This window comes from Oricola cellulosilytica (assembly GCF_019966575.1).
In the GTDB taxonomy this organism is placed as follows: Bacteria; Pseudomonadota; Alphaproteobacteria; order Rhizobiales; family Rhizobiaceae; genus Oricola; species Oricola cellulosilytica.
Genome location: NZ_JAINFK010000006.1, coordinates 107,530 through 123,254, shown reverse-complemented (window position 1 = coordinate 123,254; position 15,725 = coordinate 107,530). Strand labels below are relative to the sequence as shown.

Sequence of the window (15,725 nt, the reverse complement as noted above, 5' to 3'; positions counted from 1 at the left end):
GGGTTTCCGTTTGGTGGTTTGCGAGGGCGCCGCGCTTGCACTGCCGTTTGACAGGTTTGCCCCCTCCCGCCGGGTATTGTCTTGGTCGCTCCGCCGGAACTATCGGGCTTTTCGTGCCACGAGACCCTTGGCCGGATCGTAACCGAACATGCTCGCGGCAAAGAAAAGTAGAAAGGCGGCGAGGGTCCAGCCAATGGCGCTCCAGTTGACCTGCAGATGCAGGGCAAAGCGGATGGCTTCCACCGCGTGGGTAAAGGGGTTCATGGCGCTGATGTTGCGCAGCAGCGCGGAAGATTCGGCCATCTTCCAGAGCGGATAAAGCGCACTCGAAAGAAAGAACATCGGGAAGATCACGAAGTTCATGACGCCGGCGAAATTTTCCAGCTGGTCGATTGTCGATGAGAGCAAGAGCCCCAGCGCGCCGAGCATGAGGCCGGAAAGAATGAGTACCGGCAGAATGGCGAGATATCCGAGTACGGGAAATGTGATGCCGAACGGCGCGGCCAGCGCCAGGAACACATAGACCTGAAGGATCGAGATTGCCGTCCCGGCCAGGAGCTTGGACAGCAGCAGCCACCAGCGCGGCATCGGGCTGGTCAGCAGCAGGCGCATCGAGCCCATTTCGCGGTCGTAGACGAGGCTTAGCGACGATTGCATGCCGTTGAAGAGCTGCACCATTCCGATCAGCCCCGGCACGATGTAGATCTCGTAGGTGATGTAGGTTTGATAGGGCTCCTGGATGGAAAGCCCAAGTGCGGAGCGAAAGCCCGCCGCAAAGACCAGCAGCCAAACCATCGGCCGCACAAGTGAGGAAAGAAAGCGTCCGCGCTGGCCGACAAAACGCGAAGCTTCCCGGTTCATGATGGCGAGCGTGCACACCAGCATGGCCGGGACTCTCGGCCTTCTCACCGGCTCGCTCATTCCGTCTCGTTCCCGGCAGCGGTCAGCGCGAGGAATGCTTCTCCCAGGTTGCGTGCCCCTCGCAGGGTGGCGGCAGTTCCGTCGGCACGTATCGTCCCCTTGTGAAGTATGACGAGTTGATCTTCGTCCTCTACTTCGTCGACAAGATGGGTCGCCCAAAGAACCGTCAAACCCTCCGATCTCGCCAGCTTGTGAACATGAGCGGTAATCGCCTGACGCGTCGACGTGTCAAGTCCGACGGTGGGTTCGTCGAGAAGCAGGATTGCTGGCTCGTGGAGCATGGCTCGGGCGATTTCCATTCTACGGCGGTGGCCACCGTTGAGAGCGCGAACCTTTTCGCCTGCGCGGTCAGCCATCTCGAGTTGCTCGAGCGCTTCGCCGATGCGCCGCGTCGCATGCTTGCCCGAAAGACCTTGGAGGGCAGCGTAGTAGCGCATGTTCTGATGAACGGAGAGATGCATGTCGAGTGTTGGCTGCTGAAAGACCACACCGAGCGCGGCGAGGGCGGATCGCGGCTTTTTCGCTAGGTCGAAACCGGCAACGTGGATATCGCCGGATTTCGATGTGAATAATCCTGTGAGGAGGCTGAACAGGGTGGATTTGCCCGCGCCGTTTGGTCCGAGCAATGCGCAAAAACAGCCCCTTTCGACTGAAAAGCTGACATTCGACAGCGCCTTTCTGGCGCCGTAGGAATGGCTCAGATCTTCGACCATCAGCCCGGTGCCCAACGACATCGCTCCTTGTTTGTCGGTAAGGTCTATCATGTTCAGGTCGAGTTCGGGGAACCGATACGGCCCCGGTAGGCTATGAAGCGTTGTCACGCGTCATCCTGCCCCACGGGAAGCAACTCAGGTGTGTGAGCCCCGGACTGTCAGAGGGAATCCGGATAGTCTTGGATCCGGTGCGGCAAGATTGACGGCCGCTTCGAAAGGGGTGGCCGGCTCGCACCATCGGTTTCGCGGGAGCCGTACGGTCCGCGCCGGGTTGCGAGAGCGCCACTGTCCTAAAGTATTGTATACATCCTGGTCTCCAGTGCACATCCTGCCCCTGCGGGAGGACGCGCCGTAAAAAACAAGTTCTTGGACCGGCGGCCACGACGCTGGTAATGTCCGTTTTCCGGCAAGCGGGAACCCTGGGGGGCCGGCGAGGCGGTCGGCAGGGTCGCCCCGCGGTGCCGTGGGTCAGCGACCCGATGATGGAGACAGTGGGAGGAGAGGAAATCAATGTCGAAGGTAGAGATGACGGTCAACGGCCGATCGGTATCGGGCGATGTGGAGGATCGCACGCTGCTCGTTCATTTTCTGCGGGAGCACCTGGGACTGACGGGCACGCATGTTGGCTGTGATACGTCGCAATGCGGTGCATGCGTGGTGCATGTCGACGGAAAGGCCGTGAAGTCTTGCACGATGTTGGCCGCGCAGGCCGCGAGGGCGGAGGTAACGACGATCGAGGGACTGGCCGCAGGCGGCGAATTGCACCCCGTTCAGGCGGCGTTCAAGGAACACCACGGGCTGCAATGCGGTTTCTGCACGCCCGGCATGATCATGGCGGCGGTCGACATGATCAATCGCCACAGCGGCAAGCTGGACGAGAAGACCGTGCGTGCCGAACTTGAAGGCAATATCTGCCGCTGCACCGGCTATCACAACATCGTCAAGGCGGTCCTCGCCGCCACGGAACAGATGGGGGGAGCGGCAAAGGTGGCGGCGGAATAGAGCGGGCGCAACGGACACAATGAGGCAAGGCCAGCCGGCTGGCGCCCCCCCCCGCGGGGGCCGGCGCAAAGTGCGGGCGCGGCCGTGAGCGCAAGAGGAATGGGAGGATTTCATGGGCATTGAAGGCATAGGCGCAAGAGTTGCGCGCAAGGAGGACAAACGCTTCATCACCGGCAAGGGCCGCTTTACGGAGGACATGGTTGTTCCCGGTATGAAGCAGGCCGTTTTCGTGCGTAGCCCCCACGCGCACGCGAACATCAAGGGGATCGATGTTTCCGCCGCAAAGGCCATGCCGGGCGTCATCGACGTCCTGGCGGGCGATGAACTGGCGGAAGACGGCATCGGCAGCCTGATCTGCGGCTGGATGATCCATTCCAGAGACGGCTCGCCGATGAACATGGGCGAGTGGCGGCCGCTGGCGCAGTCGAAGGTGCGCTATGTGGGGGATGCTGTTGCGATCGTGATAGCCGACACAAGGGCGCAGGCGCGCGACGCGGCCGAGGCCGTGGAGGTGGAGTATAAGGTTCTGCCGGTCGTCACCGATCCGGCGGAGACGCTTCAGGACGGTGCGCCGCAGATTCACGACAATGCCCCGGGCAATCTGATCTTTAACTGGGGCATCGGCGAGGAAGAGGCTACCGATTCGGCGCTCGCCGGCGCGGCCCACGTGACGGAGATGGAGATAGTCAACAACCGGCTTGTTCCCAACGCGATGGAGCCGCGCGCCGCGCTCGGCCACTACGACGCGGCCGAGGATCACTACACCTGCTGGACGACCTCTCAGAACCCGCACGTCGCCCGTTTGGTCATGAGCGCGTTCTACAACGTGGCGCCAGAGAACAAGCTACGGGTCATCGCTCCGGACGTCGGCGGCGGCTTCGGCTCCAAAATCTACATCTATCCCGAGGAAATCGTCTGTCTCTGGGCATCGAAGAAGACCGGCGTGCCGGTGAAGTGGGTGGCCGACCGAACCGAGGCGTTCCTCACCGATGCCCACGGCCGTGACCATGTCACCAAGGTGAAAATGGGCTTCGACGCCGACAACCGTATCGTCGGTCTGAAGGTCGACACGATCGCCAATCTCGGCGCCTACATGTCGCTGTTTTCTTCAGCAACTCCAACCTACCTCTACGCGACGCTGCTGTCCGGCCAGTACAATATCCCCAACATCTACGGCAATGTGCGCGCGGTCTACACCAACACGGCACCCGTCGACGCCTATCGCGGCGCCGGCCGCCCGGAGGCGACCTACGTGCTCGAGCGGACGATGGAGACGGCGGCGCGTGAACTGGGCATTTCGCCCGCGGAACTGCGCCGCGCGAATCTCATCCGCGAGTTTCCCCACCAGACGCCGGTGATCATGAACTACGACACCGGCGATTTCGAAGCCTCTCTGAACGCGGCGATGAAGGCTGCCGATTACGATGGCTTCCCGGCCCGCAAGGCCGAGGCCGAGGGCCGCGGCAAGAAGCGCGGCATCGGCATGAGCTGCTATATCGAGGCATGCGGAATCGCGCCGTCGCAGGCCGTCGGTTCGCTCGGCGCCGGCGTGGGCCTCTGGGAATCGGCGGAAGTGCGGGTCAACGCCGTCGGCACCATCGAGGTGCTGACCGGGTCGCACAGCCATGGTCAGGGTCACGAGACGACCTTCGCCCAGCTGGTCTCGGACCGGTTAGGCATTCCGATCGACAACGTTTCGATCGTCCATGGCGACACCGATAAGGTGCAGATGGGCATGGGAACCTACGGCTCGCGCTCCGGCGCCGTCGGCATGAGCGCGATCGTCAAGGCGCTCGACAAGGTGGAGAAGAAGGCGAAGATGATCGCCGCTCATCTGCTGGAGGCCGACGAGGCCGACATCGTGATCGAGAACGGCCAGGTCAAGGTCGCCGGCACCGACAAGGCGCTCGGCTGGCACGAGGTGGCGCTGAACGCCTACACCGCCCACAATCTGCCGGGCGGCATGGAGCCGGGTCTGAAGGAGGGTGCTTTCTACGATCCGGCCAACTTCACCTTCCCGGCCGGGTGCTACATCTGCGAGGTCGAAGTGGACCCGCAGACCGGCAAGACCGAGATCATCCAGTTCGTCGCCGCCGACGACTTCGGCAACATCATCAATCCGATGATCGTCGAGGGTCAGGTGCATGGCGGCGTCGCGCAGGGGATCGGTCAGGCGCTGCTGGAAGGCACCGTCTATGACGAGGGGGGTCAGCTTCTGACCGCAAGCTACATGGACTACTGCATGCCGCGCGCCGGGGACCTGCCCTCTTTCCAGGTGTCGCACCAGACGACCGAGTGCACCACCAACCCGCTCGGCATCAAGGGTTGCGGCGAGGCCGGGGCGATCGGCTCTCCGCCCGCCGTTATCAACGCGATCACCGATGCGATCGGCAACAACAACCTGACCATGCCGGCAACGTCACAGAAGGTGTGGGCGGCGGTCAACGCCGCGTAAGAAAGGCGAGGGAGAACAGACCATGTATGAGACCAGTTATCACCGCGCCGAATCCGTTGAAGAGGCGGCGAAAAAGATGGGGACGGCCGAAGGCGGCAAATACGTTGCTGGCGGCCAGACGCTCATTCCCACCATGAAGCAACGGCTTGCCTCGCCCGACGCTCTGATCGATCTGCGCCATATCCCGGATATGAAAGGCATTTCCATCAATGGCAAGGACGTGCGCATCGGCGCGGCAACGACCCATGCCGAAGTCGCGTCCTCAGCCGACCTTGATGCTGTGTGTCCGGGCATCGCTTCGCTTGCCGGCCACATCGGCGATCCGCATGTGCGCCACATGGGCACGATCGGCGGTTCCATTGCCAACAACGATCCCGCCGCCGACTATCCTGCCGCGATGCTGGCGCTCGGTGCGGCGATCCATACCAACAAGCGCGAGATCGCGGCCGGCGACTTCTTTGCCGGCATGTTCGAGACGGCGCTGGAGGAGGACGAGATCATCACCGCGGTTTCGTTCACGGCACCGGAAAAGTGCGCCTACTCCAAATTTCCCAACCCGGCCTCGCGCTACGCCATGGCCGGCGTATTCGTCGCCAGGACCGGCGACGATGTGCGCGTTGCGGTGACAGGCGCGGGCATGGACGGGGTCTTCCGCTGGGAGGAGGCCGAGAGCGCGCTCGGCTCCAATTTCGCCGCCTCCGCCCTTGAAGGCCTGGCGGTCAACGAAGGCGAAATGCTCTCGGATATCCACGGCTCCGCCGAATACCGCGCCAACCTGGTCAAGGTCATGGCAATGCGCGCCATCGCCGAAGCGGGCTGAGGGCCGGCCGGCCTGCATGAAAAAGGCCGCCTTGGGGGCGGCCTTTTTGCTATCGGCTCAGATGACCAGGATCGGTGCCTGGCCGGGCACCCGGCTGTAGAGGTCGATGATGTCCTGCTGAATGAGCCGGACGCATCCGCTCGATACCGCCTTGCCGATCGTCCAGTACTCAGGCGATCCGTGGACCCGATAGAGCGTGTCCACGTTTCCCTTGAAGATATAGAGCGCGCGCGCGCCGAGAGGGTTCGTCGGTCCCGGCGGCATGCCGCCATTGGCCGCGCTCCATTTTTCAAGCTCCGGCTGCCGCTCGATCATCTCGGCCGGCGGTGTCCATTTCGGCCATTCCTGCTTCCAGGCCACTCTGGCCCGGCCGGACCACTCGAAGCCAGCCCGGCCCAGCCCCACGCCATAACGCATGGCCATGCCGTTTTCCTGTACGAGATGGAGGAAGAAGGTGTTTGTATCGACGATGATGGTACCCACGGCCTCGTCTGTCGCGTAGACGACCTGCTGGCGATGGTACTTCGAGGGCACTTTCGACGGATCGACCGCCGGGACCGGGAATCTCTCTTCCGGCATGGCGCGGTAGGCGGTTACGGCCGCCGGAGAGACCGCGGGCTTGGGAGCGGGCGAGACGTCGACAGGGCTCTGTGCTGTCTGGCACCCCGCAAGGGTAAGTGCCGAAAGGCACGCCGTACCGGACACGAAACTTCGTCGTGACATGAAGTTGGTTGTTGCCGCGACCGGGCTTGCGCATGCCGGGGACCGGCGGTCACGCCGTAGCGAGTGTTCAATTTTCACGGATATTCTCCTGAATGTTCGGATTGCAACGCGGTGCTGAGGTCCAGCACCGGCTTGGAACAATCAGGCGATAGGCGGTCGGAAGACGGCTCCCGTGTAGCGCTGCGGCAACCGGGAAGCGAGGCCGCGTCGCGTCGGCCCGGTTTGAAACGGCGCAATCGCCGTATGGTTTTCGGAAACAAGGCTCTTGTCGGTTGCACACACGATGGCGGAAAGTTTGCCATAGCCGTCATCGACCTTGCGTACGACCACCTTTCGCAGACATGCGCGCCGCTTGGTTGTCTCGGATGCGGCTGTCTCGGCACCTGTCGCAGCAAGCGGTCCGGAGGTGTCTCTGGCCGTTGCGAGATCCGCGGCAAGACGCGATTGCGCCATGGCCTGGCCTGCCACCAGCACTATCATCAACAATGCGACCGTAAGTCTCTTCATTGGGTGCTTCTACGCGGATGCTCCCGCCCGATCCATCGGAGCGACTTCAAACAATTGTGAGGTTATCCGGCGCAGATAAGGGAAGAACCGGATCGATGCAAACATTTCGCAGGCTGCGCCACCGGGTGACATGGCCCGCAGGGTGCTGCTAAGAGACGGCGATCGCAGTGCAGAGCGCGGCTCTGTGCGCCGGATGGATGGTTCGCCTATATGGGCCGGCGTATCGCAAATGCCGCTCAGGGCGGCGTTTCTCTTGGGGCGGGATTTCTCTTGGGGCGGGATTTCTCTTGGGGAACGTCGCATACGGACTTATCGAAGCGCCGGTTTTCCGTCACGATTGTCCCTGTCGATGTACGGCGTTCCAGAGCATCCCCGCAAGGAAGAAGGAAAGACACATGGACGATTCCACACAATCCGTTCCCGAACCCGATCACCCGGCCCAGACCGATTACGAGGTTGGCCAGGACAATGTTCAGCTCATGGGGCTCGACATCCATAACCCCGTGTTCTTTGTCTCGGCGGTGGTCATTGTCGGCTTCGTGATCTTCACGCTCATGTTCAAGGACGGAGCGGACGCCTTCTTCAACGGCGTCGACGCCAGCGGAACGGTAGCTGTGGGCTCGTTCTGGGACCTCGGCCTTCGTGCCTGGCTGACCAATGTTTTCGACTGGGTGCTTCTCCTTGCGGGAAATCTTTTCGTGCTGTTCTGCCTGTTCCTGATCTTCACACCATACGGCGGCATCAGGCTCGGCGGGACGGAAGCCCGCCCGGAATACGGTTATGCCGGCTGGTTCGCGATGCTGTTCGCCGCCGGCATGGGCATCGGCCTCATGTATTTCGGCGTGTCCGAGCCGCTCTCGCACTATGCGTCCTCTCTTGGTGGAATGGAGATGGATGCCGGCGTGCGGACCGACTGGGCGCCGTTGTCTGCTGCGTCCGGCGATCCCGAGGCGGCAAGACGGCTGGGAATGGCGGCGACGATCTTCCACTGGGGGCTGCATCCGTGGGCGATTTATGCCGTCGTGGCGCTCGCGCTGGCGTTTTTTGCCTACAACCGGGCATTGCCGCTGACCCTTCGTTCTGCCTTCCACCCTCTGTTGGGTGAGCGGGTCTGGGGCTGGCCCGGCCACGTGATCGATACGCTCGCCGTTTTCGCCACACTGTTCGGCCTCGCCACATCTCTTGGCTTCGGCGCGACGCAGGCCATGGCCGGCCTCAATCACCTTCTTGGAACCGAAGGGGGGGATGTCGCGAAGGTCGTCCTGATCCTCGCGATCACGGCCGTCGCGCTCGGGTCTGTCGTCGCCGGGCTCGATGCAGGGGTGAAGCGCTTGTCGGAACTCAACATGGTTCTCGCGGCGTTGCTGCTGGTCTTCATTTTCCTCGTCGGGCCGACGCTGGCGATCGCTACCGGTTTCTTCGAGAATACGGTCGCGTATCTTGCGAATGTCGTTCCGCTGTCGAATCCTTTCGGGCGCACCGACCTCAACTTCATGCAGGGCTGGACCTCCTTTTACTGGGCGTGGTGGATTTCCTGGTCGCCCTTCGTGGGCATGTTCATTGCCCGCGTTTCCTATGGCCGCACCGTGCGTGAGTTCCTCATCTGCGTGCTGATCGTGCCGACTGTCGTATCGATTATCTGGATGTCGACTTTTGGCGGCGCGGCGATAGAGCAGGTCATGGCCGATGCGACCGCGGCGGTCGGCGAGGTTTCGCAGGACCTGAAGCTCTTCATCATGGCGCAGGCCTACCCATTGACGCAGATCGTCTCGTTTGTGGGGATTCTCCTGGTGGTCGTGTTCTTCGTCACCTCGTCTGATTCCGGCTCTCTCGTCATCGACACCATAACTGCCGGCGGCAAGGTCGATGCTCCGGTGGCGCAACGGGTCTTCTGGGCAATCTTCGAGGGCCTTGTTGCCATCGCGCTGTTGCTCGGAGGCGGCCTTGGAGCGTTGCAGGGCGCGGCGGTCGCGACGGGTATCCCCTTCGCCTTCATCCTTCTGGTGATGATGTACTCGACATTCCGGGGGATTGCCAACGAGCGGCGGAAGAATGCGGAGCGCTCTGCGGAAGAGGAGTTGGCACCGGTCGGGAAGCTGCCGGCGGACGAATAGCCGCTGCCTGCGAAAACCCAAAGGCGCGGGCACGGTCCGCGCCTTTCCTCTCTTCTGTGACCGAGGGACGGGACGCTCTCGTCCCGGTGAGCTTCGCTATCGCTCCGCATATCGAGTTAAACGGTGAACGGGGCGAGACGGCCTGCCGAAGGGAGAAGAATTCCGGACGTTGATAAGTCTTTTTGACTATTTCCTCTAACCCTTTGCCCTGTCTCGATATTTTATTTTTTCCGCCCGGGTTCCATCCACACCTCTGAAATCTCCCGCATAATTGCCGGACGTTCCTCCACGGGAAGCCGGGTCTAGAACCGGACGATCAGGCGGAGGGATGCGGTGCCGGCCGGGGAACGCAAGAAGGTATGCGGCCTGGCAAGAGCTTACGGCCGGGCCCTAGCCTTCAGCTTTTCGGCCGGTCCCACGGGACCGCGAGCCGTGGCCGGGAGGCGGGTGAGCAGCCGGCGGGCGGTCGATCCGATCGCACCAAACCATTCATAGAAGCGTGACGACGACCGCCCGCTTCCCATGAATCTTTCAATGGCCAGACTGGAGACAGGGCGTGGCAACGGAGAGGCATGCCATGTTCGCGTCACACTCGCTCGTGATGGGAATGTGACGCGCGCCACGTGGCTTTCGCCGCAATTTCCGTTACACCTCGCCGCAAAGACAAGCTCTCACAAGGACCGCCCGCTGTGTTCAAATCCTTCTTCCCCCAGCCAAAGCTGTTCTTTCCGTCCGTGCTGGTCTGGACCGCCGTTGCGATGGCGCTTTGGTATGCGGGCGCGAGCGAATGGGGCGCATATCTCGGGTTGGGTCAGCCGACGCCCGAAGATTCTCAGATCGTCGGGATCCATTATTTCTGGTCGCCGAGTTTCCTGTGGCTCTATGTCTACTACATCATTGCGGTGGGCATGTTCGCCGCCTTCTGGTTCACATGGTCCCCGCACCGCTGGCAAATCTGGTCCATATTGGGATCGGCGGTCATTCTCTTCGCGACCTATTTCGGCGTTCAGATTTCCGTGGCGCTGAACAACTGGCGCCGTCCGTTCTTCGATCAGGTCCAGTTCGCGCTTGGCGAGGATTCGACCGTGACCGCCGCCGAACTCTACGACCTGATCGTGGTCTTCGCGGCGATTGCCTTCATGGCAATCTTCGTTTTCGTTGCCACCCGTTTTCTCGTGAGCCACTGGATATTCCGGTGGCGCACGGCGATGAACGACTACTACATGGCCCGCTGGGGCAAACTGCGCCACATCGAGGGCGCGTCGCAGCGCGTTCAGGAGGACACGATGCGGTTCGCCGGTATCATGGAAGGCCTCGGCGTCTCCATGATCGATGCGGTGATGACGCTGATCGCGTTCCTGCCTCTGCTGTGGTCCCTGTCGAGTTACGTGACCGAACTCCCCGTCGTTGGCGCAATCCCCGCGCCGCTGTTCACGGCAGCGATTTTCTGGTCGCTCTTCGGCACCGTGCTGCTTGCTGCGGTGGGCATCAAATTGCCCGGCCTGGAGTTCCGCAACCAGCGGGTCGAGGCCGCGTACCGGAAGGAACTCGTCTACGGCGAGGACAACGAGGCTCGCGCACAGCCAATGCAGGTTCGCGAACTCTTCTCGCATGTCCGCCAGAACTATTTCCGGCTCTATTTCCACTACATGTACTTCAACGTTTTCCGCTCGCTCTATCTCCAGGCAGACAACATATTCGTCTACATCCTGCTCGTGCCGACCATCGTCGCCGGCGCGGCGGTCGGCTTCACCTTTGGGGTGATGCAGCAGGTTCTGACGGCCTTCAATCAGGTGTCGAACTCGTTCCAGTATCTCGTCAATTCGTGGACGACCATCGTCGAGCTTCTGTCGATCTACAAGCGCCTCAAAGCCTTCGAGTCCGCCATCGATGACCGCGATCTGCCGGACATCGATCGCGAATGGCTTGAAATCCACGGCGCGGGTGACGGGGCCGGCGTCGAGACGGTGGGATCGGGCGTTTAGGCCGTGCGAGGCGGTCTTCGCACGCGGTCAACTGGCGCATCGCACACAATGCGTTGCCATCGGATCGATCTCGAGACGCTTGTCGGGAATCGCTTCGCCGCATTCCTCGCAATAGCCGTAGTCGCCGGACGCGATCCGGCGCTCCGCCATCTCGATGCGCACGAGATCGCGCTTGCGCGCCCGTTCGCCCGCCTCGGCCATCGCCTGCTGTTGCATCGCGTCCATTCGCGACAGCCTGCCGACGGCAACTTGGTCGAGTTCGACGGGAGCGCGGGCCTCGCGGGTCTTTTCGCACTGCGTCTCGATCGCCTTTCGCATTGCCGCGAGACGCTGCTTTGCCTTTGCAAGATCGACCGTCATGCGGCAAAGCTACTGGAGGCGGGATTGCCGGACAAGGGAGCGGATAGATGATTTGGCTTGTATTGGGACTGGTGGTGTTTCTCGGAATTCACAGCGTTCGAATGGTTGCGCCGGGGTTCCGGGAGAGGGTGATCGCCAGCCGCGGGGAGGGGGTCTGGAAGGGCGTCTATTCGGTCGCCGCGATTGCGGGATTCATTCTCCTCGTCTGGGGGTATGGCCAGGCCCGTCTCGACACAGTTCTACTTTACGAGCCGCCCGTCTGGATGAAGCATGTCGCGTCGCTGTTGATGCTCTTTTCGTTCATCTTTCTCGTCGCTTCGCAGCTTCCCGCCGGTCGTATCAAGCAGGCTCTTAAACATCCGATGCTCGTCGCCGTGAAGACCTGGGCACTCGCGCACCTCTTGGCGAATGGCGATCTTGCCTCCCTTATCCTGTTCCTGGCGTTTCTCGGCTGGGCGGTTTGGAACAGGATTGCGGTCAAGCGGCGCGGCGATCCGGTATTCGGGACCGTCTCCGTGCGCAACGACATTATCGCGGTCGTCGCGGGCGTCGCCCTTACGCTCTGGTTCATCTTTCAGTTGCATGGCTGGCTGATAGGTGTGCCGCTGGCGACGTGAAGCAGCCGATGCGCTGCCGCACCTTCGCCCCTTTCATTTGCTGTCAAAACCCGTAAAAGCGCACAGCACATAAAAAGACACGGCAAACAATCAAATGTCCGACGACAGTTTCATCCGCGAGGTCGAGGAAGAGCTTCGATCCGACCGGCTTCAGAGCATATGGAAGCGGTATGGCCCGTTCGTGATCGGTGCTGCCGTCGCGATCGTGCTTGCGACCGCAGGCTATCGCGCCTGGGAGTATTACACGGACAGCCGGGCTTCGGCCTCCGGGGACAGGTTTCTTGCGGCCCTCAATGATGCCGGCGAGGGCAACACCGAAGCGGCGCTCGCCGAGCTGCGTTCTCTCGAGCAGGATGGCTACGGCGCCTACCCGGTACTCGCCCGGATGAGGGCGGCGACGCTGCTTCAGCAGCAGGGCGACGCGGCTGGTGCGGTCGCCGCTTTCGATGAGGTCGCCGCAGACGGCTCCGCACCGGACGCGATCCGCGACATCGCCCGCATCCGCGCGGCGTACATCCTGGTCGATTCCGGCAGTGCGTCGGACGTGGCCGAGCGGGCGGAACCGCTTGCCTCCGACAGCCATCCGATGCGCCATGCCGCGCGCGAGGCGCTTGGCCTTGCAGCCTGGAAAGAAGAACGCCTGGCCGATGCCAAGGCCCTGTTCCAGCAGATCCTCGATGATCCCGCGGCACCGCGCAACACCATGCAGCGCGCCAGCCTAATGCTCGACCTTATCACGGCGACGGGCAAGGTCGCCGAGGGGTGAGCTTCGTCCTCGCCATCGTCGGGCGCCCCAATGTCGGCAAGTCGACCCTTTTCAACCGGCTTGTCGGACGCAAGATCGCGCTCGTCGACGATACGCCGGGCGTCACGCGTGACCGTCGTAGACATGCCGCGAAGCTCTACGATCTGAAGTTCGACGTCATCGACACGGCCGGACTTGAGGAAGGCGCCGCCGAAACCCTTCAGGGTCGGATGCGGACGCAAACCCTTCGCGCGATTGAGGACGCCGACGTGGCGCTTTTCATGATCGACGCCAAGACGGGCCTCACCCCGACCGACGAAATTTTTGCCGGTATTCTCCGCAAGTCGGGAAAGCCCGTCGTGCTGGTCGCGAACAAGGCCGAGGCCAAGGGCGCGGAAGCGGGTCTCTACGATGCTTTCTCGCTCGGAATCGGCGAGCCGTGTGGCATCTCCGCTGAACATGGGCTAGGCCTCGCAGACCTGCGTGACGCGATCGTCAATGCGGTCGGCGAGGAAAAGGCGCTTGCCCGCGACGACGGGGAACATGATGAAGTCTCCCGGGCCGGGAATCCCGGCGAGCTTGTCGGCGACGACGTTCCTGCGGATGATGAAGAAAATGAAGACGTCCCCGTCTACGACGCGACTAAGCCGCTGCGGATCGCGATTGTTGGACGGCCGAATGCCGGCAAGTCCACGCTCATCAATAAGCTGATCGATCAGGATCGCCTTCTGACCGGACCGGAAGCGGGAATTACCCGGGACAGCATCTCGGTAGACTGGAACTGGCGCGGTCGGGAGATCAAGTTGTTCGACACCGCCGGCATGCGGCGCAAATCCCGTGTCCAGGAAAAACTCGAAAAGCTCTCGGTCGGCGATGCGCTGCGCGCGATCCGGTTCGCCGAGGTTGTGGTCGTTCTGCTCGATGCGCAGATACCGTTCGAAAAGCAGGATCTTCAAATCGCCGACCTGATTATCCGCGAGGGACGCGCGCCGGTGATCGCGTTCAACAAGTGGGACATGGTGGAGGACCGCCAGGAAACGCTCGCTGATCTGCGCGAAAAGACAGAGCGTCTGTTGCCGCAGGTTCGCGGCATCCGCGCGGTTCCGGTCTCGGGCCAGACTGGCTACGGTCTCGACCGCCTGATGGAAGAGATCGCGCACACGCACGAGGTCTGGAATCGGCGGATTCCTACGGGGAAGCTCAACCGCTGGCTGGAGGGCGTTGTGCAGCACCATCCGCCGCCGGCGGTCGCCGGTCGCCGGCTCAAGCTGAAATACATGACCCAGATAAAGATGCGTCCGCCGGCTTTCGTGTTGTCCTGTTCGCGCCCGGATGCGATGCCGACATCCTATCTGCGTTACCTGACGAACACACTGCGCACCGACTTCGATCTTCCCGGCGTCCCGATCCGGTTACTGACGCGTACGAGCGACAATCCCTTTGCCGGGCGCGCAAGAAAGAAGCGCTAATCGCCCCGATTCACAAGCGGGCATTAACCGGCCATCAAGGTTAATCGATCATCTTCACCCGAGTTTGTGGCTTTGTGTAAGTTCGGAGTGGTGTTGTGGGGATCCAGATATTTCGTGCCGTTCGCCGGCAATCGTCCCGTTTTGCCGTCCCCACCCTCCTCGCTTCTGCCGCCCTCCTGTTCAACCCGACAACCATCGCGCTCCAGGACGTTTCGGGACTTCTGACCGGCACGGATGCGGGCACAGACCGCTGGCAGACCTTCATGGTACCGTCGGCGGCCGGGTCCGTCCACAAGGCCGAGATGAGCTTCGGGGTCGATCCGACGGTGACCGGCTCGATCGCGTCGCCGGGCGCCGCCCCGAACGGGGACGTGGTGATTCTGCCGAAAAAAGCCCTGGTAGCCGACACACCGGACGAGGAGCGCATTAACCGTGCGGAGAAGAGAGGCCGTATCGCCGCCGTGGCGCCGATCGCGCCTCCGAAAGACTTTACGGCCGGATCGGTCTTGGAGCGTCAGAGCTCCCTTATGCAGCCGGTGCCAGACAGAAACGGTATGATGACCTTCAAGCAGCCGGAAATCGGCGGCGAGGAGATCCGGATCGCAACCGCGTTCCATCCCCGCGAGCGGAAGTATCCCGACCCGCAGGTACCGGTCATGCTCGCTGAACTCGTCAACAACGAACTTCCCGATTCGCTCGCCACCGCCTATGCGCCGCTGAAGCCCGATTTCTCGCGCCGCTCCCCCTTCGCCAGTCTGCTGAAAGATTCCGATGAGGCGAAACCCGCGCGGTTCATTCCTCCGGTTCCGGAGAACGATCACCGGTGGGCACGCTCTGCTCTCCCGCCGATCGTCTTCAGCGATGCTGAACAGCGTTGCCTTGCCGAGGGCATCTACTTCGAGGCGCGTGGGGAGAACGTGAAGGGCCAAGCCGCCGTGGCCCAGGTAATTTTGAACCGCGTACGCAATCCGGCGTTCCCGAACACAATCTGTGGCGTCGTTTACCAGAATGAAACATGGCGCAATCGTTGCCAGTTTTCCTTCGCCTGCGACGGCAAACGGGACCGGATCAATTCACCAAGCCACTGGAGAATCGCCCAAGATGTGGCGATGGCGGTGACCGCTGGAAAGATCTGGCTCGAAGGGGTCGGCTCGTCGACTCATTATCACGCGGTGTATGTCCGACCGCGCTGGGCAAGGAGCATGCAGCGCCGTGCTCGCATCGGCTTGCATGTGTTCTACCGCACGTATCGCGGCGGATGGAGCTGACCGCGAGAGTCGCTTGCCGTGGCGCA

General features: G+C 62.1%; 14 protein-coding genes. 9 read left to right on the top strand and 5 right to left on the bottom strand.

Features of this window, described 5'->3' with window-relative positions; translation table 11 throughout:
• Positions 1-99 precede the first annotated feature (99 nt).
• Complete coding sequence (locus LC298_RS15040; RefSeq protein ID WP_199223310.1) at positions 100-885, bottom strand: ABC transporter permease; 786 nt, start codon at positions 883-885, stop codon at positions 100-102.
• A gap of 32 nt (positions 886-917) precedes the next feature.
• Entirely contained in the window at positions 918-1,655 is a 738-nt protein-coding gene (locus tag LC298_RS15035; RefSeq protein WP_131569865.1) for an ABC transporter ATP-binding protein, read from the bottom strand.
• Between the two features lie 489 nt (positions 1,656-2,144).
• Between LC298_RS15035 and LC298_RS15030 the strand changes: the two genes are divergently transcribed.
• From LC298_RS15030 to LC298_RS15020, 3 genes are all read left to right on the top strand, one after another.
• Entirely contained in the window at positions 2,145-2,636 is a 492-nt protein-coding gene (locus LC298_RS15030; protein WP_131569622.1) for a (2Fe-2S)-binding protein, read from the top strand.
• Between the two features lie 112 nt (positions 2,637-2,748).
• Complete coding sequence (locus tag LC298_RS15025) at positions 2,749-5,091, top strand: xanthine dehydrogenase family protein molybdopterin-binding subunit (RefSeq protein ID WP_131569624.1); 2,343 nt, start codon at positions 2,749-2,751, stop codon at positions 5,089-5,091.
• A 22-nt stretch (positions 5,092-5,113) separates the two neighbouring features.
• Positions 5,114-5,911, top strand: coding sequence for an FAD binding domain-containing protein (locus LC298_RS15020; RefSeq protein WP_131569626.1), 798 nt, complete (start codon positions 5,114-5,116; stop codon positions 5,909-5,911).
• 57 nt (positions 5,912-5,968) lie between these two features.
• Here LC298_RS15020 and LC298_RS15015 read toward each other — a convergent pair whose 3' ends face one another.
• On the bottom strand, positions 5,969-6,634 hold the full coding sequence (locus tag LC298_RS15015) for a L,D-transpeptidase (protein ID WP_131569628.1): 666 nt from the start codon (positions 6,632-6,634) through the stop codon (positions 5,969-5,971).
• A 141-nt stretch (positions 6,635-6,775) separates the two neighbouring features.
• On the bottom strand, positions 6,776-7,141 hold the full coding sequence (locus LC298_RS15010) for a hypothetical protein (RefSeq protein ID WP_131569630.1): 366 nt from the start codon (positions 7,139-7,141) through the stop codon (positions 6,776-6,778).
• Between the two features lie 395 nt (positions 7,142-7,536).
• Between LC298_RS15010 and LC298_RS15005 the strand changes: the two genes are divergently transcribed.
• Positions 7,537-9,255 carry a BCCT family transporter gene (locus LC298_RS15005; RefSeq protein ID WP_131569632.1) on the top strand — a complete coding sequence of 573 codons (1,719 nt, stop codon included), beginning with the start codon at positions 7,537-7,539 and terminating at the stop codon, positions 9,253-9,255.
• Positions 9,256-9,944: 689 nt separating this feature from the next.
• A complete protein-coding gene (sbmA, locus tag LC298_RS15000; protein ID WP_131569634.1) occupies positions 9,945-11,240 on the top strand; it encodes a peptide antibiotic transporter SbmA in 1,296 nt (431 codons plus the stop codon).
• A 27-nt stretch (positions 11,241-11,267) separates the two neighbouring features.
• On the opposite strand, the gene LC298_RS14995 is transcribed toward sbmA, so the two are convergent.
• Positions 11,268-11,600 (bottom strand): TraR/DksA family transcriptional regulator, encoded by a 333-nt coding sequence (locus LC298_RS14995; protein WP_131569636.1) that lies wholly within the window; start codon positions 11,598-11,600, stop codon positions 11,268-11,270.
• Positions 11,601-11,647: 47 nt separating this feature from the next.
• Between LC298_RS14995 and LC298_RS14990 the strand changes: the two genes are divergently transcribed.
• From LC298_RS14990 to LC298_RS18135, 4 genes are all read left to right on the top strand, one after another.
• Positions 11,648-12,217 carry an NnrU family protein gene (locus LC298_RS14990; RefSeq protein ID WP_131569638.1) on the top strand — a complete coding sequence of 190 codons (570 nt, stop codon included), beginning with the start codon at positions 11,648-11,650 and terminating at the stop codon, positions 12,215-12,217.
• A 94-nt stretch (positions 12,218-12,311) separates the two neighbouring features.
• Positions 12,312-12,983, top strand: coding sequence for a tetratricopeptide repeat protein (locus LC298_RS14985; protein ID WP_131569640.1), 672 nt, complete (start codon positions 12,312-12,314; stop codon positions 12,981-12,983).
• Complete coding sequence (gene der, locus LC298_RS14980) at positions 12,980-14,431, top strand: ribosome biogenesis GTPase Der (protein WP_131569642.1); 1,452 nt, start codon at positions 12,980-12,982, stop codon at positions 14,429-14,431. The genes LC298_RS14985 and der overlap by 4 nt, the downstream gene beginning before the upstream one ends.
• Positions 14,432-14,526: 95 nt before the next feature.
• Entirely contained in the window at positions 14,527-15,699 is a 1,173-nt protein-coding gene (locus LC298_RS18135; RefSeq protein WP_223385691.1) for a cell wall hydrolase, read from the top strand.
• Positions 15,700-15,725: the final 26 nt, after the last annotated feature.

What these genes read in the sequence shown, in the direction of transcription:
- LC298_RS15040 (WP_199223310.1), bottom strand. Translation starts at nt 885, where the DNA reads ATGCTGGTGTGCACGCTCGCCATCATGAACCGGGAAGCTTCGCGTTTT.
- LC298_RS15035 (WP_131569865.1), bottom strand. Translation starts at nt 1,655, where the DNA reads ATGTCGTTGGGCACCGGGCTGATGGTCGAAGATCTGAGCCATTCCTAC.
- LC298_RS15030 (WP_131569622.1), top strand. Translation starts at nt 2,145, where the DNA reads ATGTCGAAGGTAGAGATGACGGTCAACGGCCGATCGGTATCGGGCGAT.
- LC298_RS15025 (WP_131569624.1), top strand. Translation starts at nt 2,749, where the DNA reads ATGGGCATTGAAGGCATAGGCGCAAGAGTTGCGCGCAAGGAGGACAAA.
- LC298_RS15020 (WP_131569626.1), top strand. Translation starts at nt 5,114, where the DNA reads ATGTATGAGACCAGTTATCACCGCGCCGAATCCGTTGAAGAGGCGGCG.
- LC298_RS15015 (WP_131569628.1), bottom strand. Translation starts at nt 6,634, where the DNA reads ATGTCACGACGAAGTTTCGTGTCCGGTACGGCGTGCCTTTCGGCACTT.
- LC298_RS15010 (WP_131569630.1), bottom strand. Translation starts at nt 7,141, where the DNA reads ATGAAGAGACTTACGGTCGCATTGTTGATGATAGTGCTGGTGGCAGGC.
- LC298_RS15005 (WP_131569632.1), top strand. Translation starts at nt 7,537, where the DNA reads ATGGACGATTCCACACAATCCGTTCCCGAACCCGATCACCCGGCCCAG.
- LC298_RS14995 (WP_131569636.1), bottom strand. Translation starts at nt 11,600, where the DNA reads ATGACGGTCGATCTTGCAAAGGCAAAGCAGCGTCTCGCGGCAATGCGA.
- LC298_RS14990 (WP_131569638.1), top strand. Translation starts at nt 11,648, where the DNA reads ATGATTTGGCTTGTATTGGGACTGGTGGTGTTTCTCGGAATTCACAGC.
- LC298_RS14985 (WP_131569640.1), top strand. Translation starts at nt 12,312, where the DNA reads ATGTCCGACGACAGTTTCATCCGCGAGGTCGAGGAAGAGCTTCGATCC.